The following is a 24,292-nucleotide window of genomic DNA, read 5'->3' as shown; positions in this document are numbered from 1 at the left end:
CCCCCAAGGACGCAAATCGCGAAACATCCTGCGAATTCTTACCTGAAAACCCTGACAACACATGCGATTGGTGCAAGGCACATTACGATTTCACTCATACCCGCAAAACTATCATCCGCGCCATCGACCCGGCAAACTATTGCCTTGCCGGACGCGCCCGCGTAAACAGGGCAAAGCAAAATCAATGTCACGCCTTCGGAGCCGTCCATGTCGCACGCATCCGCCAATAACAGCCGCACCGCCAATGCCGAGGAAATTGCACGCTTTTCTGCAATGGCTGAAAAATGGTGGGATCCGAACGGTGCGATGAAGCCGCTGCACAAGTTCAATCCGATCCGCTTGCAGCTTTTGCGTGACAATATCGCCGCCCATCTCGGTCGGGACGCCAGTCAGCTTGACGTTCTCAAAGATGTCGAAATCATCGATATAGGCTGCGGTGCCGGTCTTCTGTCCGAACCGCTGGCGCGCATGGGTGCCAAAATGACGTCAATTGATGCGGCCGAAAACAATATCGAAGTCGCCAAAGTTCATGCTGCTCAGTCCGGCCTTGCCATTGATTATCGCAACTGCACCCCGGAAATGCTGGTTGATGAAGGCAAGCAGTTCGATATCGTGCTGAATATGGAAGTCATTGAGCATGTCGATGATCCGCAATTCTTCATGCAGGCCTGTGCGGCGTTGCTCAAACCTGGCGGGTTGATGTTTGTCGCGACCCTGAACCGCACAATCAAATCGCTGGCACTGGCGAAATTCGGCGCTGAGTATGTCCTGCGCTGGCTGCCTGCTGGCACCCATGACTGGCGTAAATTCGTCAAACCGTCCGAAATGTCGGGTTTCCTGCGCGGCGCAGGTCTTGATCTCGTCGATATTACCGGTGTTGCGTATAACCCGATCACGGATAAATGGTCAGCAGCACCACGTGATCTTGACATCAATTACATGGTCATCGCGCAGAAACCCGCCAACGCCTGATCATTTGGCAAAAAAAGACAAAAGGCCCGGTCGATCTGACGGGCCTTTCTAATTTCGGAAATCACGGAAAAGAACCGGATTACGATCCTAGTTCTTCTTGCTCTCATCAAGCCATGGCAACGCGTGAACATCGATACCTTCATCAATCAGTTCAGCGGTTTCCTTTAACGATGCCTCGCCATAAATGCCGCGTTTTTCGGTTTCGCCGTAATGAATCTTGCGGGCTTCCTCGGCAAACTTGGAGCCAACATGCTCGCAATTTGCCTCGACCTGCTTGCGGATTTCGGCCATTGCAACGCGGGTTGCTTCGGCCATGGCGACCTGGCGGGTCTTTTCAGCGGCTTCTTCTTTCTGGCGTGACGTCCGAAGACGGGGTGCCATCAATGCCTTGCCGACATTTCCGGTCCCGCAAACAGGGCATGACAATTCACCGCTGGCAGCCTGGGTGTCATATGTGGCACCGTCTTTGAACCAGCCTTCAAATTCGTGATCATGTTCGCATTTAAGCTGAAAGAGGATCATGGTGTTGTTTTGTTCAAGCCAACCGTAACAATTGCAAGGTGTTTTAATATCAAGGATATAGCGACACCTTGCCCGAAACGCCAGTTTCGGGCGGCTCTTTCAATAACCAAGATTTATGAAAATGTCATCATTAATGCCATCTGACTGGATTACCCGTCATTGCCCTCCGAGCGGCGGAACCGCACTTGATCTTGCTTGTGGCAAGGGTCGTCACAGTTTCTGGCTGGCCGATCACGGATGGCAGGTGACAGCCCTTGATCGTGACCTGTCGGATACGCAGACCGGTCACAATATCGGGATTGACTGGATCGAAGCCGATCTTGAATCCGGTCATTGGCCGCTTGGCGACCGGCAGTTTGATCTGGTGATGGTCGTCAATTACCTACATCGTCCGCTGTTTGAATACCTTCGCAAGGCGATCACATCCGGCGGCACCCTGCTTTATGAAACCTTCATGATCGGGAACGAAGCATTTGGCCGCCCACAATCGCCGGAATTCCTTCTGCGTCCAAATGAACTGCCAAACGCTTTTTCAGGCTGGGAAATCAACGCATTCGAACAGGGGCCGCAATACAAATCCGGCGCAACGGTTCCCTTTGCGGTGAAGCAATTCCTGTCGGCCCGCAAACCATCGCCAAAACAGACCGAAACAATTCTGTAACACACTGGAATACCGATAAAAAAATAAACACAAGTGTCACAATTCAAACGGTCTGTTTCTGGCATCTTCCTCGGCGCTAGTTTTAGCATTTGGCAGAGAGAGAAAACCATGAACGAACAATTTGAAATCGTCGAGGATCGCGATGACATTCCGTCGAACCCGACAAACAATCCGCGTGTCGCAGACCTGATCAATGCTCGCCTTTCCCGTCGCGGCTTTTTCAAGGGCCTGATGGCAACTTCGGCCGTCGCTGGCGCTGGTATCGCAACCTCGGGCATGGCCCGCGCGCAGGACGCCTCGACCCTGACCTTCAAATCGATCCCGCAGAAGATCGCAAAAACCCATGCCGTTGCCGAAGGATACGATGCCGACATCCTGATCCGTTACGGTGACAAGGTCGTCGCCGATGCCCCGGCATTCGTTCCGGGCGCCGTCGATGCCACCGCGCAGAACAAGCAGTTCGGCTATAACTGCGACTATATCGGCTATATGCCGCTTCCGGTCGGATCAGACAATTCCGAACACGGCCTTCTGTGTGTCAGCCATGAATACACCAATGCCGAACTGATGTGGCCGGGCCTCAAGGACGCCATGGGCGCATCGCAGGAACAGGCCCTGCATGAAATTGCCGCCCACGGCCATTCCATCGTCGAAGTCAAAAAGACAGACGGCAAATGGCAGGTCATTGACGGTTCAGATTATGCACGCCGTATTTCCGCCCTTGATACCGAAATGGTCATCACCGGCCCGGCAGCAGGCCATGACCGCCTGAAAACCAGCACCGACCAGACCGGTACACGCGTCATCGGCACGCTGAACAACTGTGCAGGTGGCAAAACCCCTTGGGGCACCATCCTGATCGCTGAAGAAAACTTCAACGGCTATTTCGGTGGCGACATCGCCAAAACCAGCGAAGAACGCAACTACAAGCGCCTCGGCATTGAGCCGGACAGCTGGTATTCCTGGGTCAAATATTTCGACCGCTTCAACGTCGAAAAAGAACCGAACGAGCCGAACAAATTTGGCTGGATGGTCGAAATTGATCCCTATGATCCGACATCGACCCCGAAAAAACGTACGGCCCTTGGCCGCTTCAAGCACGAAGGTGCCACTGTTTTCCTGAACAAGGATAACTCTGTGGTTGCCTATTCCGGCGACGATCAGCGCTTCGATTACCTTTATAAATTCGTCGCGTCGAAAAAATACAATCCGAACGACCGTGCGGCGAACATGAACATCCTTGAAGACGGCACACTTTATGTCGCCAAATTCAACGAGGATGGCACGGTTAACTGGATGCCTCTGGTCCACGGTGATGGCCCGCTGACCGCCGAAAATGATTTCAACAGTCAGGCCGATATCCTGATTGAAACCCGTCGCGCGGCCGACCTTCTGGGTGCAACCCAGATGGACCGCCCCGAAGACGTCGAACCAAACCCGGTTAACGGCAAGGTTTACGTCATGCTGACCAACAACTCGAAGCGCAAGGAACCGAACATCGTCAATCCGCGCGCCTCGAACATCCACGGTCATGTTCTTGAGCTCACCCCTCCGGGCGGTATGGGCAAGGATGCCGATCACACCGCCGATACCTTCAAGTGGGACATCTTCCTGCTTGGTGGTAACCCGGCGAATGCCGATGACCGTGCAGTTTACCATCCAGGGGCTGAAAGCTGGGTATCCTGCCCGGATAACCTTGCGATTGACCATAAAGGTCGCCTGTGGATTTCCACCGATGGCGCGCCGAGCTCGGATATTCCAGACGGCATGCATGCCGCAGATGTTGAAGGTGCCGGTCGCGCACTGACCAAATTCTTCTTTGCTTGCCCGGAAGGTGCCGAAATGTGCGGCCCGGAATTCACGCCGGATGGCACGACCCTGTTTGTCGCGGTTCAGCACCCTGCAGACGGTTCAACCTATGACGAACCAAGCACCCGCTGGCCGGACTTCCAGGACGGCGTTCCGCCACGTCCGTCGGTGGTTGCCATCACCAAACAGGGTGGCGGCGAAATCGCCAGCTGATCCTGGTCATACCCGATCATAGTCAAACCGGCCCCGCTTGGGGCCGGTTTTCATTTTCCGGTCACGTTACCTTACCTAGACGGCTCACTTGATCGGTGCTGTGCCTGCATACGTCCCATTATTGTCCGCAATTGCCATCCAGCTTTTGTCCGAAGCCCCTTTGGCTTCAAGCGACGTCCAGTTACCTTCGGACTTGTTGATATTGCCGCTGATATCGCTATTCCAGAAACCAACCACCGTCGGTGTGATATTCAGATAAAGCGCCCCGTCAACAATCCGCCACAGGTTCGGATTGGCAGGGACCTTGCCGCCCTGTGCGACGCCATAGGCGCAATGCCCGTCATATTTCGGCGCGTATTTTTCCGGATTGGCGGTGAATATGTCGCGATGCTCTTCGGATGCAAACGCCCATGTCGCCCCGTTATACTCGGCGGTGATATCGGATCGCCCCGGCACGGCCCGGGGCTGCGCGCCCCCCGGCTCCGCCTGCGTCAGATCGAAATAGGCCACCGGATCATACCCGCTGATCGCAAAGCCCGTTTCATCAACATATTGCTCCCCGGCGAAAGCGGAACCCGATGCTGCCATGATCAGGGACGTCGCCATTAACATATGCTTCAGCATCACCCAAACACTCCATTTGCTGTTTTGATAAGCCGATATTGAAAGAGCATGTGCGAAAGACAAAATGACGTTGCGACACTGTTTCGTGAAACTGCGTGACCACGGAGCTCAACATCCCAATTGGTTGCGAATTTTCTTCTTGACCTAAACTTAAGTTAAGGAATTACACAGGAGATACTTGAGGAAAAAAAAAAGGGAAATGCCATGAGCACCGCGTTTCTGGAACATGTGAATTTCACCGTCGCTGATCCGGTCAAAACGGCCACACAATTATGTGACTGGTTTGGCTGGCATGTGCGCTGGAACGGGCCGTCAAAGGATAACGGCATCACCTATCACGTCGGCAGTGATACAAGCTATGTCGCCGTCTATTCCGGTGGAACGCCGGTAAGTTCGGATGAAAATTCGTATCGCACTCTGGGCGGGATGAACCATGTCGCCATCGTGGTTGACGACCTTGACGCGACCGAAAAGAAAATCCTCGCCAGCGGTCTTAAAACCCACAGCCACGCCGATTATGAACCCGGCCGCCGGTTTTATTTCCATGACGAAAACGGCATCGAGTTCGAGGTGGTTAGCTATAGCTAACCACCTGCGAAATGCTGCTTAAATCAGCAAGGCTTGTATGCCCGGTCATTATGAAGCGATGGTACCATCCGCCGAATATCTTCCACCCGATCCAGATCGATTTCGGCGGTGATAAAGCCGGGATCGGTCCCCGCATCAGCAAGGATCTCGCCCCACGGATCGATAATCAGCGAATGGCCGAAGGTCTGCCGGTTACCCGGATGATCGCCGCACTGTGCGGCCGCAATCACATAACAACCATTTTCAATCGCGCGTGACCGCAACAGATTATGCCAGTGTGCCTGCCCGGTCGTGCGCGTAAACGCCGCCGGGATCGACAGAATCTTTGCCCCCGCCTTGGCATAGTCACGGAAAAGCTGCGGGAACCGGACGTCATAGCAAATCGCGATGCCGATATCCCCTATATCTGTTTTGGCAAGCCGCGCCTGATCACCCGGGCGGAATGTTTTGCTTTCGCGGTAACTTTCTCCACCCGCCAGATCAACATCGAACATATGGATCTTGTCATAAGACGTGATCACCGCCCCGTCCGGGCCAATCACAAAACAACGATTGGCCACCCGGTCTTCGCCCGGTACCTTCACATGCAAAGACCCGACAATCAGGGTCGATTTCAATTCTTCCGCCAGATCGCGGAAAAATGTCAGGGCCGGGTGATCAGCCTCGTCAAACGCCGCTGTCCGAACCTTTTCACCGCCGAATGACATCATCGAAACATTTTCCGGAAACGCAATCAGCGTCGCCCCCGCCGCACGGGCATCGCGCGCATAGGTCGCCGCCCGCGCAAGGTTGTCGCTCATATTGTCCCGCGCATTTACCTGGACACAGGCAGTAACAAAACGGGCCATGACATCGTCTCCTTATCGTTGTTCCATAATGATCATGGAACGCCATCACACCGCCGACAATACACAATTGGGCTACAGCCCAGCCAAAACAGTGTTTTAAGGTACGTACTCAACCGTAAAGTCACTTTTTACCAATTTGATCTTCCAATGGTTAAAATTAGTGTATACAGTATTCCGAATGTAGAAAAAGGATCGAAGATGGAACCTCTTTCCGGTCGTAAAAGTCTGACTGACGAAGTGCATGATCGCTTGGTCGATGCCTTGTGTTCCGGTGCTCTCCCTCCCGGAATGCCTTTGCGTCAGGAAGCCTTGGCCGAGGAGCTCAATGTCTCGCGGCAACCAGTGTTGCAAGCTCTGGGGTTGCTGCGTCGTGATGGGCTGGTAGTACCGATGGGGCGGCGCGGATACCGCGTTGCCCCGGTCGATGCCAAACTGGTCGAGCACGTTTATGACTTGCGCGAAGCGTTTGACGGGCTTGCCGCCCGGCTGGCGTCAAAATCCCCGGAAGACGAACGGAAATCGGCACTGCGGGCTGCCATCCAACAGGGACACCACGCTCTGGGCAGCAATTCCACCGCAGACCTTGTTGCAGCCGACGTCGCGTTTCATCAAACGATCTATCGCCTGTCGGGCAACCCCCTGTTGCCCGAGGCATCAGCCGCAATCTGGTTGCAGGTCCGGCGTGTCATGCATGCCGATCTGCAAACCGGAACCGGTCCCGATCCCGTATGGACTGAACATCAAGCCATCGCCGACGCAATCTGCGTTGGCGATGGTGCGGCAGCCCAGCAGCTGGCAATCGCACATACGCGCAATGCCGCAAACCGCCTGATCACGCATATGAAGGATACCGCAAAGACCACATTATAAACCGCCCGGCATAAAGATCCGGCCGGGCACAGGTCGCATAACAAAAAACAAAAATATGCGACACGGAGGTAAACGTCATGAAACTCAACGAAACGGCACTTGCCGAATTTCGCGAACAGGGCTTTGTCTTTCTGCCGGAACTTTTTTCACGTGAAGAAGCCGCCCTTCTTCTGTCCGAAGCCCGCCAGATTTATGCATCCGACCGAGAAGAAGTCTGGCGCGAAACATCCGGTGTTGCCCGGACCGCCTTTGCCGCACACACCTATAACGAAGCCCATCGCCGCCTTGGTGCCCATCCCCGCCTGATCGAACCTGTTGAACAATTCCTAGAAGAACAGGTTTACATGCACCAGTACAAAATCAACGCCAAGGCCGCCTTTGATGGCGCCGTCTGGCAATGGCATCAGGATTACGGCACCTGGCAGCGTGACGATGAAATGCCCGAACCGCGCGCGTTCAACATCGCTCTGTTCCTCGAAGACGTCACCCCGGCAAACGGCCCGTTGCTCTTCATCCCCAAAAGCCACAAGGCCGGCGTACTCAAAGCCGGTCACGATCTTGAAACCACCTCCTATCCGCTTTGGACGCTGGATAGAGAAACCGTGACAAAACTTGCTGCCGAAGGCGGCTGTGAAGCCCCGATTGGGCCTGCCGGATCGGTTGTGATGTTCCACGGCAACCTTGTCCATGCAAGCCCACCCAATATCAGCCCGTTTGACCGCACCATTGTTTATCTTAGCCTGTGCGCGGTTTCGAACCATATCCGGGCGTTTAATCGCAAACCGTGGATCGCCCATCGCGACTTCACCCCGATCACACCGCTTGCCGATGACTGCCTTGACGAACTGGTTGCCAAACAATCGTCCGCCAAAAGTTCTGCGGCCTGATCGCCCGGCGACGGAGTATTTCAAATGAACCTTGATGCAAAACTGCGCAAACGTGCCGCGGACGGAAACCCCGTTCGCGTCGGCATTATCGGCGCGGGCAAATTCGGCTCGATGTTTTTAAGTCAGGCTGGACACCATCCGGGCTATCACGTTCTGGGGGTGGCCGATCTCAGTGCCACCCGCGCCAAAGAAGCCCTTGATCGTGTCGGCTGGCCAAAAGAACGCTATCAGGCAACCGACCCGAACAATGCGCTTGAAAACGGCACCACATGGATCACCGAGGATGCCGACGCCCTGATCGAAGCCAACGGCCTCGAAGTCATCATCGATGCTACCGGCAGCCCGGCGGCAGGCATTCGCTATGGGTTAAAGGCCATCGAATATGGCCGCCACCTTGTCATGGTCAATGTCGAGGCCGACGTTCTTGCAGGGCCCCTTCTGGCGCGCAAGGCCGAGCAGGCAGGCCTCGTCTATTCCATGGCCTATGGCGATCAGCCCGCTCTGATTTCTGAAATGGTCGATTGGGCACGTGCGGTCGGCCTTGATGTCATCTGCGCGGGTAAGGGCACCAAATATCTGCCCGCCTATCACCATGTCACGCCCGACGACGTCTGGACCCATTATGGCCTGACACCAGAACAGGCAAAGGCAGGTGGCATGAACCCCCAAATTTTCAACAGCTTCCTTGATGGCACCAAATCCGCCATCGAAATGGCTGCGGTTTCCAATGCCTGTGATCTGGTGCCACAGGATATCGGCCTTCGGTTCCCTGCCTGCGGTGTTGATGATCTGCCCCGCTTGCTCTCGCCACGGGAAACAGGTGGTTTGCTTGATCGCAAGGGTACGGTCGAAGTGGTTTCAAGCCTTGAACGTGATAAACGCCCGGTCTTTCGTGATCTGCGCTGGGGTGTTTATGTCACGTTTGAAGCCCCCAGTGACTATGTCAAACGCTGCTTCTCGGAATATGGCCTTCTGACTGACCCGACCGGGCAATATTCCGCGATGTATAAACCCTATCACCTGATCGGTCTGGAACTGGGCATTTCGGTCGCCTCTGCCGCCCTGCGACACGAGGCGACGGGCGCACCGCGCGCATGGTCAGGCGACGCGGTTGCCTTTGCCAAACGCGACCTTCACGTCGGTGAAAAGCTCGACGGGGAAGGCGGTTACACGGTCTATGGAAAACTGATGCCAGCCCGCATGTCAAAGGCCAACAATGCCCTTCCCATCGGCCTTGCCCACCACCTGACACTCAAACACAAAATTGCCACCGATCAGGTCGTTACATGGGACGACGTCGATTTCGACCTCACTGATCCCGCCATCCGCTTCCGCAAGGAAATGGAAGATACCTTTGGCTAATCTGCAATGCCTGTTTTCGGCAACGGGTGCACCATTATGTCTAAAGTGGCGGCACTCGCATCCGGAACTTGCGAACATGCTCGATCAATGCGCGAAGCTTTGGCGTAACCGACCTGCGTCCGGGAAAGTAAAGATAAAACCCCGCAAAGGGCGCCAGCCAATCATCAAGAACAGTTACAAGCTCGCCACGCCGGATATAGGGCGCAAAGGTTTCCTCGATCCCGAATGTGATACCGCCATCCGCAAGGGCAGTGCGGATCATCAAGAGCATGTCGTTTGTCGTAACCTGCGGCTCGACCGCCACATCGAACTCCTGCCCGTCACGTTCGAATTCCCATCGATACGGCGCGGTTTCAGGTGACGGGCGCCAACCGATACAGCGATGCCCTGCCAAGTCGCGCGGATGCTGCGGAATTCCGTGCCGCTCAAAATAACGTGGCGTTGCCACTGCGACCTGCCGCTGCTCGCCCGTAAGCGATACCGCGACCATATCCTGCTCAATCACCTCGCCAAGGCGCACGCCCGCATCGAATCCTGCGGCAACAATATCGAACTCCTCGTCGGTGACTGTCACATCAAGTGTAATTCCCGGATAGGCAATGGCAAATTCGGCGACAAGCGGTCCTGACAGGAACCGTTCGGCAATAGATGTAACCGCAACCCGCAAAAGCCCGTGCGGCATTCCCGATGCACTCCGTGCGGTTTCCAGCGCCGCGCCAATTTCCAGAAGCGGCGAATGAACCGTTTCCAGAAACCGTTCACCTTCTTCCGTAAGGCGAACGCTGCGCGTCGTTCGCTGAAACAGTGGCTGCCCTATGGTTTCTTCAAGACGCCGGATACCCTGACTGACAGCAGAACGTGTTACGCCCAGCCTGTCGGCTGCAGCACGAAAATTTCCGGTATCCGCGACCGCGGCAAACATCGTCAGAAGATTAAGATCCATACCTATTGGTAAATTATATTAACCAGTATGTCGAGCGATTGGTGGGTTATTCTGAACAAAGATAGTGAGTACCGTTAACAGGCAGCGGGGATAAGAGGCACTTGATTGCACACACCCGCAGCACCAATCGAAAAAGCAGGAGATCACTATGAACCCCCGCATACTCGTTTTCTCGCTTTTGTGTTCCGCCATCAGTACCACGGCCTTCGGTCAATCTGAAACAGCACAATCCTGCCCGGCAGACGGGCAAAATAGCCCTGCAATACTCCATAAAACATGGATTCTGGATGGTTGGGAACGTGCCCCGGATGATCCGGATTTTGTCTTTGCCGAAAAGCTTGCCCGTTATTACGACCTCGAAGGTCCCGGTGTTTTTTTGACGACCTCGCACCGGACGGCAAGACCGCCAGACGTGCAATTGACTATGGCACCATGTGGGAAGGGCCGTTTAACAACATGCACTCGGCCCGCCACGCAATATCGGACGGCCCCGATGCCATCGTTGGCAATAATGTCGCCTCAACCACACTTGAGTTTGTTGCCCGTCTCGAAGCACAGGATGGCACGATCACCGCGATCCGGGATCGTTCCCAACTCGGCTGGCAATGCGATGGCAATCGCTGGGTCATTCGTCATGAGCACAACTCGGCCGGGTCGTCACCGAAGCTGAAATTGCCCCCTATTTCCAACAGACAGAGGAACAATCTGGCATGAGCGAAATACAGCCCTCACCCTATGTCGGCATGTGGGTTACCTCGGACAATCATGTCCGGCAGGAACTCAGGCCCGACGGGCGATACGCAGAAGCACGTGGCAATCGCGAAAACGCCTATACCGGCCGTTACGAGATCGAAGGCAACCGGATCGAATACTGGGATGATTCCGGCTTCACAGCCGACGGCGAATTTATCGATGGCATTCTACATCACGGCGGCATGATCATGCATCGACAGGAGAACAACCAATGAAACATACATCCGTTTTGACCCGATACATACCGTCCCCGATCCGGTTTGGTACTGGCCTTTTCACTATCGTTTTACCGATACTTTTAACCAGTCCGGCATCGGCATCGCAAACCGTAACACCAAACGCGGCCGCGCTTGAACAGCAGGAAAACAACCGGGATATCGTTCGCCGTGCCTTCGACGCATGGGTGGCAGGCGAAAGCGTGTTCGGGCAAATTCTTGCCGATGATGTTGTCTGGACGATCCATGGCTCTGACCCTGTTGCTGGCACTTACACCAACCGTCAGGATTTTGTGGAACAGGCTGCAACGCCACTTGTCAGTAGACTTGTAACACCGATCAAACCTGTTGTTCACGCGATCTGGGCCGACAACGATATGGTGATTATCCGCTTCGACGGTAGCGCCACCACCACCACCGGAACGTCTTATGAAAACCAGTTCGTCTGGATATTCAAAATGCAGGAAGGTCTGGTTATCGAGGCCGAAGCTTTTCTTGATCTCGCAGCCTATCGCGAGGTCGTCGACAACAATCCGGTGAAAACCGAATAAAGCCAGCCACGTAGCCCAGGTTTCCAAATGTGAAAAGCATGCGTTGACCTGCATGCTTTTCACCATCACTCAGACAGAGGTTAAGACAAACGGCTGTTTCAGTTCCGACGGGCCGCCTCAAATTCTCGCATCAGGGTCGTAACAAGCTCCGCTGCGGGCATTGCACGCGCCAGTGGCGCGCCTTGCCCGGCCCACTGCGCACCAAAACCGTCTTCGCCTTTGGCCTTGGCCGCAGCGTTCAATGCTTTTCCCGCGTCATAAGCTATCGGATAGGACGGAACTGCCGCATCCAGCGTATCTTTCAAGGCCGTAAAGCGATTTGCAATCGCGCGCGCCGGTCGCCCGGAAATCAACGATGTCAATTGCGTGTGATATGCCCCCGCCCCCATCAGCGCACGGCGATATCCATCATCAGCCGAGGATTCCGGACACGCGATAAAGGCCGTGCCAAGTTGGGCGCTCACAGCACCAAGATCAAGGGCGGCGGCAATTCCCGCGCCATCCATGATACCGCCCGCGGCAATAACCGGTAGCTTGCAATTACGCACCAGCAAACGGGTCAGGGCGACGGTTCCCAAATAGTCATCATGCGCTTCCGGGTCAAAAACACCACGATGACCGCCCGCCTCGATCCCCTGGGCAACGATCACATCAATACCAGCAGCTTCGGTTTTGCGGGCGTCATCCAGACTGGTCGCCGTTGCAAACAGTATGATTCCGGCCTGCTTTAGCGCCGCAATCACATCTTTGGACGGCAATCCGAAATGCAAACTGACCACGGCCGGTTTCACCTCGATCAGAAGAGCCAGCATATCCCGATCATCGACAAAGCTTTTGTAGATGGTGCGCAAACCTGATGGTGGCGTTGCGCCGAATTCGGCAAACTGCGGCCTTAACGCATCAAGCCACGCGGCTTCGCGTCTCGGATCCGGCTTTGGTGTTTCATGAACGAAAACATTGACGTTAAAGGCACGATCCGTCTGGCCACGCAATTCCTCGATCATCTTGCGTGCGCTCGCCACATCACTTGCCCCGACACCGATTGATCCCAGACCACCGGCATTTGAAACTGCCGCGGCAAGCGCCGGGGTGGAAACCCCAGCCATCGGGGCCTGCACAATCGGCAATGTCATACCAAGCCTGTCCAGCATTTCAGCCCTCCCGGATGCTCTGCCCATCTGGCACGACCATCCTTCACGATTTCAGAATTAAGATTGACATATATTCCCAAATAAAGAATATAAATTCAAGTAAATTCCGTATCGGAGAATTATGATGGATCTTGCATCACTGGCGGTTTTTCGTACCGTTGCCAGGGAACAGGGTATTACCCGTGCCGCCGAACTGCTTGGCCGGGTACCGTCCAACGTCACCACCCGCGTTCAGCAGCTTGAAACAGAAATCGGTGTCGCCCTGTTTCAGCGCGACAAAAAACGCATGACCCTGACACAGGAAGGCGAAACCTTTCTGGAATATGTCGACCGCATTTTGAACCTTGCCGACGAAGCACGCCAGATGGTCAATTCTTCGACCCCAGGCGGCACCCTGCGTGTCGGTTCGATGGAAAGCACCGTTGCCAGCCGTCTTCCCTTGCCGCTGGCGGCCTATAACAAGGCATTTCCCGACGTCACGATTGAACTTTCAACCGCCCCCACCCGGCAGCTTGTCGATGGTCTTCTGGCTCGCCGCATTGATTGCGCGTTGATTGCTATACCGTCAGGGGAATGGTGGCTGGAACCCGGAATGCTTGATACCCGCGCCCTGTTTCGCGAGGAACTGGTATTGCTTCTCCCGCCCGGCCATCCCGATATCCACCATGCAGACGACATCCAGCCAAAGTCATTGGCGGCCTTCGCACCGGGTTGCACCTATCGCGCGCTGGCAGAAGAATGGCTGACCGGGTTCGGATCCATCAGGGAATATTTCGCTGTTCAGGAAGTTGGGTCTTATCACGCGATGTTTGCCTGCACCGCCGCCGGATCATGCATCAGCATCATGCCGCGCAGTGTCGTCGATCTGATGCGTCATCTTGGTCCGGTTAGGGAACATCCCCTGATGAAGGTTGATACCTTTCTGGCCTGCCGTCCGGGTTTTGATACCCCGGCATTTTCGGAATTCCGCAAAACGCTTGAAACGGCATCCGATATCAAAAAATAAACGGGTGGCAACAATCGTTGCGACCCGTTTTAGAAATTCCGAACTTATGCCGACAGCTTGCTGTCCAGACCGCCCTTGGCGTTCAGCGCCATAAGTTCGTCGCAGCCGCCGATATGTTCGTCATTGATGAAAATCTGCGGCACGGTATGACGGCCACTCGCACGATCCATCATTTCCTTTTTGCGACGCGGTTCCATCATCACATCAATCAGTTCGTATTTGGCACCCTTTTCTTCCAGAAGCTTGCGGGCACGCTTGCAATAGGGGCACCATTCGGTGGCGTAAACTTCGACTTTTGCCATCTAATCATGTTCCTTTTCATCAGGACTCGACCCGTGCGATGGCGCATGTTTTGCACCCCGGCACCGGGTTACGACCGGTAAATCTTGTTGAATGACCGTTCTATAACAGATATTTCGCAGGGCGTCATCGCACCACCCGTGCAACCGTGATCAGGCGCACTTGCATGGCTCCGGCGCGCTTTAAAATCCGCGCACATGCATTGGCGGTCGCCCCGGTTGTCAGCACATCATCAATCAAAACCACACGCGCACCGGCAAGCCCGATCCGCGCGGCAATCCTGTCATCCACCCCAAAGGCACCGCCAACTTCGCGCTTGCGCGACGACGGCCCCAAACCACCCAGACTGCGTGTTTTTCTCAACCGCCGGAGTACCGTGCCATGCCACGCAATCCCTGTTTGCCGCGACAGGGATGCTGCCAGCAACCCGGACTGGTTATATCGACGCATCAAAAGCCGGGTCCGATGCAGCGGCACGGGAATTATCAGATCCGCATCCCCCCAGAAATCCTGCCCCGCCAGTAACAGCCAGCGACTTAAAAGCGGCGTCAGATCGGTGCGATCCCCATGCTTGAACCGTAACAAATAATCGCGGCTGCCATTGTCATAAACCAGTGCCGCCCGCGCAGCATCAAACGCCGGACTTTTTCGAAGGCATTCGCCGCACAAGAAGCCATCGCCCGCATCATCGTCACCGGCAAGCTCGAACGGATAACCGCAACATGCGCAAAGCGGATCGGAAATGAACCGAAGCCCGGCCCAGCAATCCGCGCAAACCGCATGCACCGTATCGGTAATCGCACCGCATCCGCCACAACGCGGCGGCAAAACGGTGCGCAAACCGATCTGCATCACATTGCCGACAATGCGACCAATCTGTGCCGGTAAAATCCCCACCCGATCATCCCTGCTTATGCATCGTCCCCGATCACAAAACACCCAATTCTATCACGCGTGGTGTTTGAAACGATGCGCTAATTGATCCGCTTATCCGCACGAAGGCGGTCGACCGCCAGATCGATAAAGGCCCGGACCTTGGCCGGAGCATGGCGGCCCTCGGGATGGACGATATGGATGGGGATCGGTTCGGGCTCATAATCACGCAGAACCACCTCAAGCGATCCATTCTCGATAAAAGGTGCCGCCTGATAGGAGAGCATCCGAACCAATCCCCATCCGTCAATCGCTGCTTTGCGGGCCGCTTCAATCGAATTGGTTTGCAGTCGTGCATTGACCGAAAGACTGACCTTCTGGTCCCCTCCGAACTGCCAATCCAGTGGTGCCGACGATCCGGTTGATGCGACAACCCTATGTGTCCCGATATCTGAGGGCACCCCTGGCCTACCGTGGCGGTCCAAATAATCGGGGGCCCCGCAAATGATCCGCCGCACCATCCCGACCTTGATCGCACTCATGGATGTATCGGCCATATGGCCGATACGAATGGCAAGATCGATGCCTTCCTCAACAATATTGACGATGCGATCAAACAACAGCACCCGTCCGCGCATGTCGGGATACAGGTCAAGAAACTCGGTCATCACCGAAAAAACATACATCTGACCAAACAGAACCGGGGCCGTGATGGTCAATGTGCCGCTGGGCCGGGCATAGGCACCGCCTGCAGCAGCTTCGGCTTCTTCCAGATCACCAAGCAACCGTTTGCAGTCATCATAATAATTTGCCCCCGGCTCGGTCAGGGTGACGGACCGTGTTGTCCGCGTCAAAAGCCGGGCACCGGTGATTTCCTCGAGGAACGCGACTGCACGTGTAACGGCGGGTGGACTTGATCCCAACTCCCGGGCCGCTGCGGCAAAGCTTTGCGCCTCGACAACGCGCACAAAAATCTTCATCGCCTGAAATCGGTCCATGGTGCTTTTCCTGCACTACCAACGTATCATTCCATTTTACGGAATAATGAATTACCCGAAAACCATATTCTACGAAAATTCAGAAACAGTCATAGTCAGTGGCATCACATCAATCTTTTGTTGGAAGAAGGATCTGGAACAATGAAGCTGCATTATTTTCCCCTCTCGGGCCATGCCCATCGTGCCCACCTGTTTCTAAGCCTTCTGGGCGTTGACCATGATGTCGTCACGGTCGATCTGCCCAATGGCGCGCATAAATCTACGGAATTCCTGAAACTGAACCCGCTGGGTCAGGTTCCCGTGCTTGAAGACGGCGACGTGGTGATTTCGGATTCAATCGCCATCATGACCTATGTTGCCAAGAAACAGGGCGCGACCGACTGGCTGCCCGAAGATGCCGAAAGTGCCGCCAAGGTTCAGAAATGGCTTTCAATCTCAGCAGGCCAGATCGCCTATGGCGTCTGTGCCGCCCGTCTGGTCACGGTGTTTAACGCCCCGTTCAATGCCGACGAAGTCATTGCACGCGCGCATGCCATTCTGGCCCATATTGAGTCCGCGCTTTCCAAAAAGGACTGGCTCGAACTGGGTCGCCCAACCATCGCCGATGTCGCGCTTTACAGCTATATCGCCAATGCGCCCGAGGGCAATGTTGACCTTGCCCCCTATGGCAATGTGCGCGCTTGGCTCAAACGGGTCGAAGCCCTGCCCGGTTTTGTCCCCTTCGAACAGACAGCCGCAGGCCTGCGCAAGTCGGCCTGACGGTCTGGGCTGGTCTTTCACCCTGTTTGGCTTCCCCCTGCACAAATTTGGTGATCCGCGGATCGGCCCATTCTTTCCCTTAACGTCCGTCGCGTCGCAAAGGAAAATGCCATGAACACGTCAATTACGTCACCCGCATCTGCTGCGGCAACACCTGCCGCAACTCCCGTGCAATTCACCCCGTCCGGCACGGATACCGATAGCCCGTGGCACGAAGGTGAAATTCACATGCAAAAGCTGGTCGGGGTCGATGCCCGTATGGCCGAAGTTGGCAAACGTGTTCTGCGCGACCACCTGATCGAACAGCATCGCCAGTTTTACCCACAACTGCCCTTTGCCGTGTTTGGCGCGGTCGATGACAATGGCGATGTCTGGGCCACCCTTCGCGCCAACCATCCCGGCTTTCTGCATTCACCTGATCCCTATCAGCTTGCGGTCAATATCCCGCGCGACCCGAACGACCCGGCAGACGCCGGGATGGATGATAGCAAGGCAATTGGCATGATCGGGATCGAACTGCACACGAGACGCCGGAACCGTCTGAATGGTACAGTCACCCGATCATCCGATGACGGTTTCGCAATCCGGGTCGGGCACAGCTATGGCAACTGCCCGCAATATATCCAGTTGCGTAATTTCGAGTTCACCCGCGATCCGATGGCAGTTGTTTCTTCGAAAAACAAATTGCATGCAGACTGGGAAAGCACACTGAACGATCAGGCCCACGCAATGATTGCTGCGGCCGACACCTTCTTTGTCGCGACCTATTTAGATCGTCCGGGCGAAAAGCGCGAGGTCGATGTTTCGCATCGTGGCGGTAAACCCGGCTTTGTCCGCATTGATGCCAATGGCAGCCTGACCATTCCCGATTTTGCCGGAAACCTGTTTTTCAATACGCTGGGCAATATCATCGCCAATCCCAAGGCAGGCCTTGTTTTTACCGATTTCGCCAATGGCGATGTCCTGCAAATCACCGGCGATGCCGACGTTATCATCGACGGCCCGGAAATTGCCGCCTTTCAGGGTGCGGAACGTTTGTGGCGGGTTTTCCCGCGCAAGGTCGTGCTGCGTAAAGCCGCCCTTCCGATCCGCTGGCGCGATCAGACCGACGGCGCATCACCCAACAGCCTTCTGACCGGCGACTGGGAAACGGCTGAGCGCAAGGTTGCAGCAATGCAGAACGCGATTACTTGGAAAAATTTAAAAATAACGCGGATTGTGAAGGAAAACAGAATAATCAAATCCTTCCATCTTGAACCACTCGACGGGACCGGAACCCTACCCTACAAGGCCGGGCAGCACCTGCCGATCCGGGTCACGGTGCCCGGTCATGACAAACCGCTGATCCGCACCTATACACTTTCAAGCAGTCCGTCGGACAATCGCTATCGCATCAGTGTGAAGCGCGAAGGTGTGGTTTCAAGCTATTTGCATGACCATCTCGCCGAGGGCGATGTGATCGAAGCCCGCGCACCCGCCGGTGATTTTTCGATTGATGCCAACGCAAAGCGCCCGGCCGTTCTGATCGCGGGTGGCATCGGCATTACGCCAATGATCTCAATGTTGCGCCACATCGTCTATGAAGGGCTCCGCACCCGCGGCTTCCGGCCGACATGGCTGTTTTACGCCGCGCGCACCCGTGAGGACCGCGCATTTGATGACGAGTTGGTCGAACTGGTCAAAGCAGCCCAAGGCAGCATTCGCCTTGTCCGCGTCCTTGCCGATCCGACCGATGCCGAACCGCGCAGGGATTACGAGGCATCCGGGCATATCGATATGAATTTGCTGCGTTCCCTGCTGCCGTTTGATGATTTCGATTTCTATCTGTGCGGTCCGCCACCTTTCATGCAGGCAATGTATGATGGTCTGCGCGGGCTCAACATCACCGATACCCGCATCCATGCCGAGGCATTTGGCCCCGCATCGCTGCAACGCAGACACGACAGCCAACCCGATTTGCCGGAACTGGCACCGGCAAGCAGCACGGAAACAAAGGTCGATTTTTCAAGCTCGGGCCAAAGTACAATCTGGAAACCTGTTGATGGTAAAACCTTGCTGGAACTGGCTGAAGATGCCGGATTGGCACCAGAGGCAAGCTGCCGCGGCGGGAATTGTGGCACCTGCCGAACCAAAATCCTGCAAGGAAACGTGACCTATAAAACCCGGCCATCGGCCAAAACCGCCCCCGACGAGGCTTTGATCTGCTGTGCCGTGCCCGCGGCGACCGAAGATGACAGCAATGAGCCACTTGTTCTGGAGCTTTGATCCGGTCTTGGATTGCAAGGGCGGGCGCGACGTTCTATCTAGGTCGTAACTTTTAAAACGACTTTTGACGGAGCTTCCCGCCCCATGGCCGATCCGATCACCGTTTTTGATCGCCACATCCTGAAACTGCGCCGCGAGCGCGCGTCAAAGCGGGCTAGCGAATTCAATTTCCTGTTTGTCGAAACCGCGGAACGGCTTGCCGACCGGCTTGACGACACCACCCGCAAATTCCCGCTGGCGGTTGACCTTGGCTGTCACAATGGCGAGCTCGGCCAGATCATCGGCGCGCGCGGCGGGATCGAAACCCTGCATCAATGCGACATTTCATATGGCTATGCGCAATCCGCCAGAATGCGCAATGACCGCACGACATTCGTTGCCGACGAAGAATTCCTGCCGTTTGGCGATGGGGCGCTTGATCTAATCCTTTCGAACCTGTCACTGCATTGGGTCAACGACCTGCCCGGTATGCTGCTTCAGGCGCGGCGTGTGCTGAAACCCGATGGCCTGTTTCTGGCCTGCCTTTTAGGCGGTGATACGCTGCGTGACCTGCGCGAGGCACTGATGACCGCTGAGGCAGAAGAAGAAGGCGGAGTCTCCCCCCGCGTGTCACCGTTTGTGGATGTCCGCGATGCCGGGTCGCTTTTACAGCGCAGCGGCTTTGCCCTGCCGGTGGTCGATAGCGACGATATCACCATCGATTACCCCGATGCGCTGAAACTGATGCGTGATCTTTCGGGGATGGGTGAAAGCAACCTTGTTACCATCCGGTCAAAAAAATTCACCAAACGCAGCACATTGGCCCGCGCCGCAGCAATTTATCACGAACGTCATGGTCGCCCTGATGGCCGCGTTCATGCCAAGTTTCAGGTGATTTATCTTACCGCGTGGGCCCCGGACGAAAGCCAGCCAAAGCCACTGCGTCGTGGTACTGGTCAGGTCAGCCTTGTCGATTTTCTGGGTGACGTCCCGAACAAGCCTGATCCGGCCAAAAACAACTAGTCACAAATTTTGATTTAACCGATCAAAAACAAACAATTACCGGAATTTGACATGCTCCTTCCCTCTCCCCTGATTCAGGGCAAGCTGATCAAACGTTACAAACGGTTTCTGGCAGATATCGAGCTTGAAAATGGCGACATGATCACCGCGCATTGCGCCAATCCGGGCGGGATGATCGGGTTGAAGAAAGCCGGGATTGATGTATGGCTGTCACAATCGGACAATCCGAAACGCAAACTGAAATACAGCTGGGAACTGTGCCGGGTTGGTGGTGCGATGGTTGGCATCAATACAGCCCATCCCAACGCGATTGTCGAAGAAGCCATTTTGTCGGGCAAGGTGCCCGAACTGGCCGGGTATGAGACGCTGACACGCGAAGTCAAATACGGCAAGAATTCCCGTATCGATATTCTGCTATCCGATCCGGTCAAAGGGCTTTGCTATGTCGAGGTCAAGAACGTCCATCTGAAACGTGATGACACCGTGCCGGGGCTGGCAGAATTTCCCGATGCCGTGACTGCACGCGGGGCAAAGCATCTGGACGAAATGACCGACATGGTCGCAGACGGGCACCGTGCTGTGATGTTCTATCTGATTCAGCGCGACGATTGTAATCAGTTTGCCTTGGCATCCGATATCGATCCGCATTACGCGGCGCGATTTAAAGCCGCAACCAAGGCCGGGGTAGAAGCGATTGCCTATGACTGCGTCATTGATGTCAAGACACCGTCGGTCACCGTAAACACCATGCTTCCAATCCGCGACATCAACGCAAAGTGACGGCATCCTTGCCAATTTCGCCCTGTCCGATTATGTCATTGAACTATGTCGCGGCATAGCGACTACTGAATTTACTGCCGAACCAAGGAGATTTCGGGTGGCGAACGGAAAAGTAAAACTGCACGGACCCGAAGCGTTCGAAGGGATGCGCGCCGCCGGACGGCTGGCTGCGGAAGTGCTCGATTACATTACACCTTTCGTTGTTCCCGGCGAAACGACCGGCAGGCTTGATCAATTGTGCGATGAGTATATTCGCGATCATAATGCGGTTTCGGCCTGCCTTGGATATCGCGGTTTTCCGAAATCAATTTGCACCTCGATCAATCATGTTGTCTGTCACGGGATCCCCGGCGACAAGAAGCTGATGAATGGCGACATCATGAATATCGATGTCACCGTCATTCTTGATGGCTGGTATGGCGATACATCGCGCATGTATATCGCGGGCACGCCCAAGGTTATGGCGCAGCGCCTTGTCGATGTGACCTATGAAGCATTGTGGCGCGGCATTAATGCCGTCAAACCGGGTGCAACCCTTGGCGATATAGGTTATGCAATCCAGAGCTACGCCGAAAGCGAACGTTTTTCGGTGGTGCGTGATTTCTGCGGCCACGGGCTGGGTCAGGTTTTCCATGATGCGCCAAATGTCCTGCATTACGGTCGTCCTGGCGAAGGACTTGTTCTGGAACCTGGCATGATTTTCACCATCGAGCCGATGATCAATCAGGGCACTTATACCTGTAAAATCCTGCCTGATGGCTGGACAGCGGTAACACGAGACCGCAAACTGTCGGCACAGTTTGAACATTCGCTTGGCGTGACCGATGACGGGTTTGAAATCTTCACCCGCTCGCCGGCCGGACTCGAAAAGCCGCCATACGACATCAGTGCCGCAGCCGAATAAGGCCACAGAAAGGGGGAAGCGGATTTGAGCGAAACAGAAGATCGCAAAGCTGCTTCCCGTTCTGATGGGCCACCTGATACGCAGATCAACGACGGCACGCGTTTCTTTTTCGATCAGACGCGCGATGCGGTCCCGGTCGGACAAAGTCCCGATATTGCGCCATCCCCGTCTGATGCAAAGCCCCCCAAACCCCATTATCACGGCCACCGTCAACGTCTGCGCGAACGGTTCCTTAAGGGTGGGGCAAATGCGCTTGCCGATTATGAATTACTTGAACTTCTGCTGTGCATGGCGATGCCGCGTGGTGATGTCAAACCGCTGGCGAAATCGTTGATTACGCAGTTTGGCAGCTTTGCCAATGTTCTTGCCGCCCGCCCCGAAGATTTGCAAAAGGCCAAAGGGCTCGGCGATGCCGGAATTGCCGCGATCAAGGTCGCCGAAGCCAGCGCGCAATATCTGGCGCGTGAACGCGCGATGGAATTACCCGTGATCGCTAGCTGGGAACAGCTGATTGATTACTGCCGGGTGCGTCTGGGCCATCGCAAGACCGAAGAACTGCATCTGCTGTTTCTGGACCGCAAGAACCGGTTGATTGCCGATGAATGCCATCAGACCGGCACGGTCGATCACACCCCGGTTTACCCGCGCGAAGTGATCAAGCGCGCCCTTGAATTGCACGCCAGCGCGATCATTCTGGTCCATAACCATCCCAGCGGCGATGCCACCCCATCGCGCGGCGATATAGACATGACGCGCAAGATTGTCGAGGCTGCAAAGGCGATGGAAATCACCATCCACGACCACATCATTATCAGTCAGGCCGGGTATAATTCGTTTAAAACCCTTGGCCTGATTTAGCCACATGATCCAACGGGATAAGATCGTGCTTTTGGAATAAAAACCGTAAAACGAACAGGACCAGACAGAAACAGTTGGCTAAAACGCAAAATCTGGTCAGCCATTGGGAACAGCCGACCAGATATCTGTCATCTGAATTTTCAATTATCTCGAACAAAGCAGAAGACCGAGGTCAAATCCTTCCTTCGGCAACCATTTCACGAGTGCGCTTCAATGTAGACAGCAGGGCTGCTTTGTAGCCGTTGTAGCTATCGAACTGTGCCTGCTCTGCCTGTTCTTCCGAGCCGTTAGGTTGCTTATCGCGCAGTCCGAGGTAGCAGTAGAATTTGAGCTGAAGGTCGCCCGCTTCATCTTCAAACAGTTCGTTGATGATCGCCCCCTCTCGTGGACCGGTTGCCTGAAAGAAGGTGACCTTTCGTCCGGGCTCAAGCGTAATGATCTCGCGCAGGTCAGCACCACCGATCATGGCGTCGCGGATAAAATGTGTTGAACTTTCCTCTGTGACATCGCAATGGGTACAGAGGCCAGCCGGAAGAAATTGGCGCGCATCACGAGCTTTCAGCTCAAGGCCCTTCCAGACCTGTTCGCGTGTCAGTTTGGGCTCTCCTTGCGGGTTAACCGGGACGGTTGCGGTCGAATATATCATGTCGATAGCCCTTTTCGGTCGGGTTGGAATGAGGGCGATCAGTCAACGATCTGCGCGACATAGTCACGATAGGAGCGCAGCGGACGGCCAAGCATTGATGTCAACCGGTCCACGTCACCGGCATCCGGAATCATGCCATCGGTCAGGAACCGCTCCGCCATCAGGCGCATGTCAAACGCCATCCAGCCTGGCATGAACTGACGCAGGTTCTGTTCGAACCCGGCGGTATCGTTACCGGGAAAGGTGATGGTACGGCCAAGGACATCACCCCAAATCGCAGCGGCATCGTTGCCAGTCAGCGTGTCTGGACCAACAAGGTTAATGCGATTGATCGGCAGCGGTGTTGCCGATTGTTCACGGCGGATCAGTTCGAGCGCAGCAATTTCGCCAACGTCACGCGCATCGATCATAGCAAGGCCCTTCTCGCCAATCGGCATCGGATAGATGCCATAGCCAGTCACCACATCCTTTATCGTGATCTCGTTGTCCATGTAGTAGGCCGGGCGCAGGATGCTGGCGCCAAGCCCCATTTGCTCGATCATCCGTTCAACACCGAACTTGCCCGCGAAATGCGGGACGTTGACATAAATATCGCTGTGAATTACCGACAGGTACACTATCCGCTCAATCCCGGCCTCGCGGGCAACGTTTAGAGCAATCAGCGCTTGGGTGTATTCGTCGGCAACAACCCCGTTCAGCAGAAACAGGGTCGAGACCCCCGACATAGCGCGCCGCAGTGAGTCGACATCTAACAGATCTCCTTGGGCCACTTCCACGGCGGTGGGGAAACCAGCTTTGGACGGGTCACGGACCAGCGCACGCACATCAGCGGCACCACGGCTCAGAAGTTGTTCAACGACGTTGCGGCCAACATTGCCGGTCGCGCCGATTACAAGAATGGTCATGAATTCTCTCCTTGGTTAAGCAGTTCA

General features: G+C 55.2%; 27 protein-coding genes. 17 read left to right on the top strand and 10 right to left on the bottom strand.

The window, feature by feature from the left end; translation table 11 throughout:
- Positions 1-207: 207 nt before the first annotated feature.
- Positions 208-972: a bifunctional 2-polyprenyl-6-hydroxyphenol methylase/3-demethylubiquinol 3-O-methyltransferase UbiG gene (ubiG, locus tag TH5_RS16095; protein ID WP_114122695.1), complete on the top strand. Its 765-nt coding sequence runs from the start codon at positions 208-210 to the stop codon at positions 970-972.
- A gap of 87 nt (positions 973-1,059) precedes the next feature.
- Here the strand turns inward: ubiG and TH5_RS16090 are convergent, their stop codons facing one another.
- A complete protein-coding gene (locus TH5_RS16090) occupies positions 1,060-1,494 on the bottom strand; it encodes a DUF1178 family protein (protein WP_114122694.1) in 435 nt (144 codons plus the stop codon).
- 121 nt (positions 1,495-1,615) lie between these two features.
- On the opposite strand from TH5_RS16090, the gene TH5_RS16085 reads away from it, so the two are divergent.
- Together TH5_RS16085 and TH5_RS16080 are read left to right on the top strand one after the other, a co-directional pair.
- Positions 1,616-2,155: a class I SAM-dependent methyltransferase gene (locus tag TH5_RS16085; protein ID WP_244204946.1), complete on the top strand. Its 540-nt coding sequence runs from the start codon at positions 1,616-1,618 to the stop codon at positions 2,153-2,155.
- 108 nt (positions 2,156-2,263) lie between these two features.
- Positions 2,264-4,177, top strand: coding sequence for a PhoX family protein (locus TH5_RS16080; protein ID WP_114122692.1), 1,914 nt, complete (start codon positions 2,264-2,266; stop codon positions 4,175-4,177).
- A gap of 84 nt (positions 4,178-4,261) precedes the next feature.
- Here TH5_RS16080 and TH5_RS16075 read toward each other — a convergent pair whose 3' ends face one another.
- Positions 4,262-4,801, bottom strand: coding sequence for a YHS domain-containing (seleno)protein (locus TH5_RS16075; protein WP_114122691.1), 540 nt, complete (start codon positions 4,799-4,801; stop codon positions 4,262-4,264).
- 204 nt (positions 4,802-5,005) lie between these two features.
- On the opposite strand from TH5_RS16075, the gene TH5_RS16070 reads away from it, so the two are divergent.
- Positions 5,006-5,389, top strand: a complete 384-nt coding sequence (locus TH5_RS16070) for a VOC family protein (RefSeq protein ID WP_114122690.1) — start codon at positions 5,006-5,008, stop codon at positions 5,387-5,389.
- A gap of 23 nt (positions 5,390-5,412) precedes the next feature.
- Here TH5_RS16070 and TH5_RS16065 read toward each other — a convergent pair whose 3' ends face one another.
- Complete coding sequence (locus TH5_RS16065; RefSeq protein ID WP_114122689.1) at positions 5,413-6,237, bottom strand: carbon-nitrogen hydrolase family protein; 825 nt, start codon at positions 6,235-6,237, stop codon at positions 5,413-5,415.
- Between the two features lie 198 nt (positions 6,238-6,435).
- Here TH5_RS16065 and TH5_RS16060 point away from each other — a divergent pair, with 198 nt between their 5' ends.
- From TH5_RS16060 to TH5_RS16050, 3 genes are all read left to right on the top strand, one after another.
- A complete protein-coding gene (locus TH5_RS16060; RefSeq protein WP_114122688.1) occupies positions 6,436-7,107 on the top strand; it encodes a GntR family transcriptional regulator in 672 nt (223 codons plus the stop codon).
- 77 nt (positions 7,108-7,184) lie between these two features.
- Positions 7,185-7,994 (top strand): phytanoyl-CoA dioxygenase family protein, encoded by an 810-nt coding sequence (locus TH5_RS16055; protein ID WP_114122687.1) that lies wholly within the window; start codon positions 7,185-7,187, stop codon positions 7,992-7,994.
- Positions 7,995-8,018: 24 nt separating this feature from the next.
- Positions 8,019-9,356 (top strand): NAD(P)H-dependent oxidoreductase, encoded by a 1,338-nt coding sequence (locus TH5_RS16050; protein ID WP_114122686.1) that lies wholly within the window; start codon positions 8,019-8,021, stop codon positions 9,354-9,356.
- A gap of 40 nt (positions 9,357-9,396) precedes the next feature.
- Here the strand turns inward: TH5_RS16050 and TH5_RS16045 are convergent, their stop codons facing one another.
- Entirely contained in the window at positions 9,397-10,299 is a 903-nt protein-coding gene (locus TH5_RS16045) for a LysR family transcriptional regulator (protein WP_244204945.1), read from the bottom strand.
- Positions 10,300-10,755: 456 nt separating this feature from the next.
- Between TH5_RS16045 and TH5_RS16040 the strand changes: the two genes are divergently transcribed.
- The 3 genes from TH5_RS16040 to TH5_RS16030 are packed head-to-tail and all read left to right on the top strand — an operon-like array spanning position 10,756 to position 11,818.
- Positions 10,756-11,013, top strand: a complete 258-nt coding sequence (locus TH5_RS16040; RefSeq protein WP_147250121.1) for a hypothetical protein — start codon at positions 10,756-10,758, stop codon at positions 11,011-11,013.
- Complete coding sequence (locus tag TH5_RS16035) at positions 11,010-11,267, top strand: Atu4866 domain-containing protein (protein ID WP_114122683.1); 258 nt, start codon at positions 11,010-11,012, stop codon at positions 11,265-11,267. The genes TH5_RS16040 and TH5_RS16035 overlap by 4 nt, the downstream gene beginning before the upstream one ends.
- Positions 11,264-11,818 (top strand): nuclear transport factor 2 family protein, encoded by a 555-nt coding sequence (locus tag TH5_RS16030; RefSeq protein WP_114122682.1) that lies wholly within the window; start codon positions 11,264-11,266, stop codon positions 11,816-11,818. The genes TH5_RS16035 and TH5_RS16030 overlap by 4 nt, the downstream gene beginning before the upstream one ends.
- A gap of 98 nt (positions 11,819-11,916) precedes the next feature.
- Here TH5_RS16030 and TH5_RS16025 read toward each other — a convergent pair whose 3' ends face one another.
- Positions 11,917-12,969, bottom strand: a complete 1,053-nt coding sequence (locus tag TH5_RS16025) for an NAD(P)H-dependent flavin oxidoreductase (protein ID WP_114122681.1) — start codon at positions 12,967-12,969, stop codon at positions 11,917-11,919.
- Positions 12,970-13,093: 124 nt separating this feature from the next.
- Between TH5_RS16025 and TH5_RS16020 the strand changes: the two genes are divergently transcribed.
- Entirely contained in the window at positions 13,094-13,975 is an 882-nt protein-coding gene (locus tag TH5_RS16020) for a LysR family transcriptional regulator (protein WP_114122704.1), read from the top strand.
- 44 nt (positions 13,976-14,019) lie between these two features.
- Here the strand turns inward: TH5_RS16020 and grxC are convergent, their stop codons facing one another.
- From grxC to TH5_RS16005, 3 genes are all read right to left on the bottom strand, one after another.
- Positions 14,020-14,277: a glutaredoxin 3 gene (gene grxC / locus TH5_RS16015; RefSeq protein ID WP_062958358.1), complete on the bottom strand. Its 258-nt coding sequence runs from the start codon at positions 14,275-14,277 to the stop codon at positions 14,020-14,022.
- A 124-nt stretch (positions 14,278-14,401) separates the two neighbouring features.
- Positions 14,402-15,172, bottom strand: coding sequence for a ComF family protein (locus TH5_RS16010; RefSeq protein WP_114122680.1), 771 nt, complete (start codon positions 15,170-15,172; stop codon positions 14,402-14,404).
- Positions 15,173-15,249: 77 nt separating this feature from the next.
- A complete protein-coding gene (locus TH5_RS16005; protein WP_114122679.1) occupies positions 15,250-16,146 on the bottom strand; it encodes a LysR family transcriptional regulator in 897 nt (298 codons plus the stop codon).
- 141 nt (positions 16,147-16,287) lie between these two features.
- On the opposite strand from TH5_RS16005, the gene TH5_RS16000 reads away from it, so the two are divergent.
- The 6 genes from TH5_RS16000 to radC all read left to right on the top strand — a co-directional run bounded on the left by TH5_RS16000 (position 16,288) and on the right by radC (position 22,714).
- Positions 16,288-16,905, top strand: coding sequence for a glutathione S-transferase family protein (locus TH5_RS16000; protein WP_114122678.1), 618 nt, complete (start codon positions 16,288-16,290; stop codon positions 16,903-16,905).
- Between the two features lie 111 nt (positions 16,906-17,016).
- Positions 17,017-19,170, top strand: coding sequence for a 2Fe-2S iron-sulfur cluster-binding protein (locus tag TH5_RS15995; protein ID WP_114122677.1), 2,154 nt, complete (start codon positions 17,017-17,019; stop codon positions 19,168-19,170).
- A gap of 84 nt (positions 19,171-19,254) precedes the next feature.
- Positions 19,255-20,172, top strand: a complete 918-nt coding sequence (locus tag TH5_RS15990) for a methyltransferase domain-containing protein (protein ID WP_114122676.1) — start codon at positions 19,255-19,257, stop codon at positions 20,170-20,172.
- Between the two features lie 51 nt (positions 20,173-20,223).
- Positions 20,224-20,952, top strand: a complete 729-nt coding sequence (gene sfsA / locus TH5_RS15985) for a DNA/RNA nuclease SfsA (protein ID WP_114122675.1) — start codon at positions 20,224-20,226, stop codon at positions 20,950-20,952.
- A gap of 97 nt (positions 20,953-21,049) precedes the next feature.
- A complete protein-coding gene (gene map, locus TH5_RS15980; protein WP_062953366.1) occupies positions 21,050-21,856 on the top strand; it encodes a type I methionyl aminopeptidase in 807 nt (268 codons plus the stop codon).
- Positions 21,857-21,880: 24 nt separating this feature from the next.
- Entirely contained in the window at positions 21,881-22,714 is an 834-nt protein-coding gene (gene radC / locus TH5_RS15975; protein WP_114122674.1) for a RadC family protein, read from the top strand.
- A 172-nt stretch (positions 22,715-22,886) separates the two neighbouring features.
- On the opposite strand, the gene TH5_RS15970 is transcribed toward radC, so the two are convergent.
- Both TH5_RS15970 and TH5_RS15965 read right to left on the bottom strand, forming a co-directional pair.
- Positions 22,887-23,360 carry an SRPBCC family protein gene (locus TH5_RS15970; protein WP_114122673.1) on the bottom strand — a complete coding sequence of 158 codons (474 nt, stop codon included), beginning with the start codon at positions 23,358-23,360 and terminating at the stop codon, positions 22,887-22,889.
- A 38-nt stretch (positions 23,361-23,398) separates the two neighbouring features.
- Positions 23,399-24,265, bottom strand: a complete 867-nt coding sequence (locus tag TH5_RS15965) for an SDR family oxidoreductase (protein ID WP_114122672.1) — start codon at positions 24,263-24,265, stop codon at positions 23,399-23,401.
- Positions 24,266-24,292 lie beyond the last annotated feature (27 nt).

Origin of the sequence: Thalassospira xianhensis MCCC 1A02616, from assembly GCF_003326475.1 — a bacterium.
GTDB lineage: Bacteria > Pseudomonadota > Alphaproteobacteria > Rhodospirillales > Thalassospiraceae > Thalassospira > Thalassospira xianhensis.
Note: the sequence above shows the minus strand (reverse complement) of the source record. Positions and strands in the feature narration are given on the sequence as shown.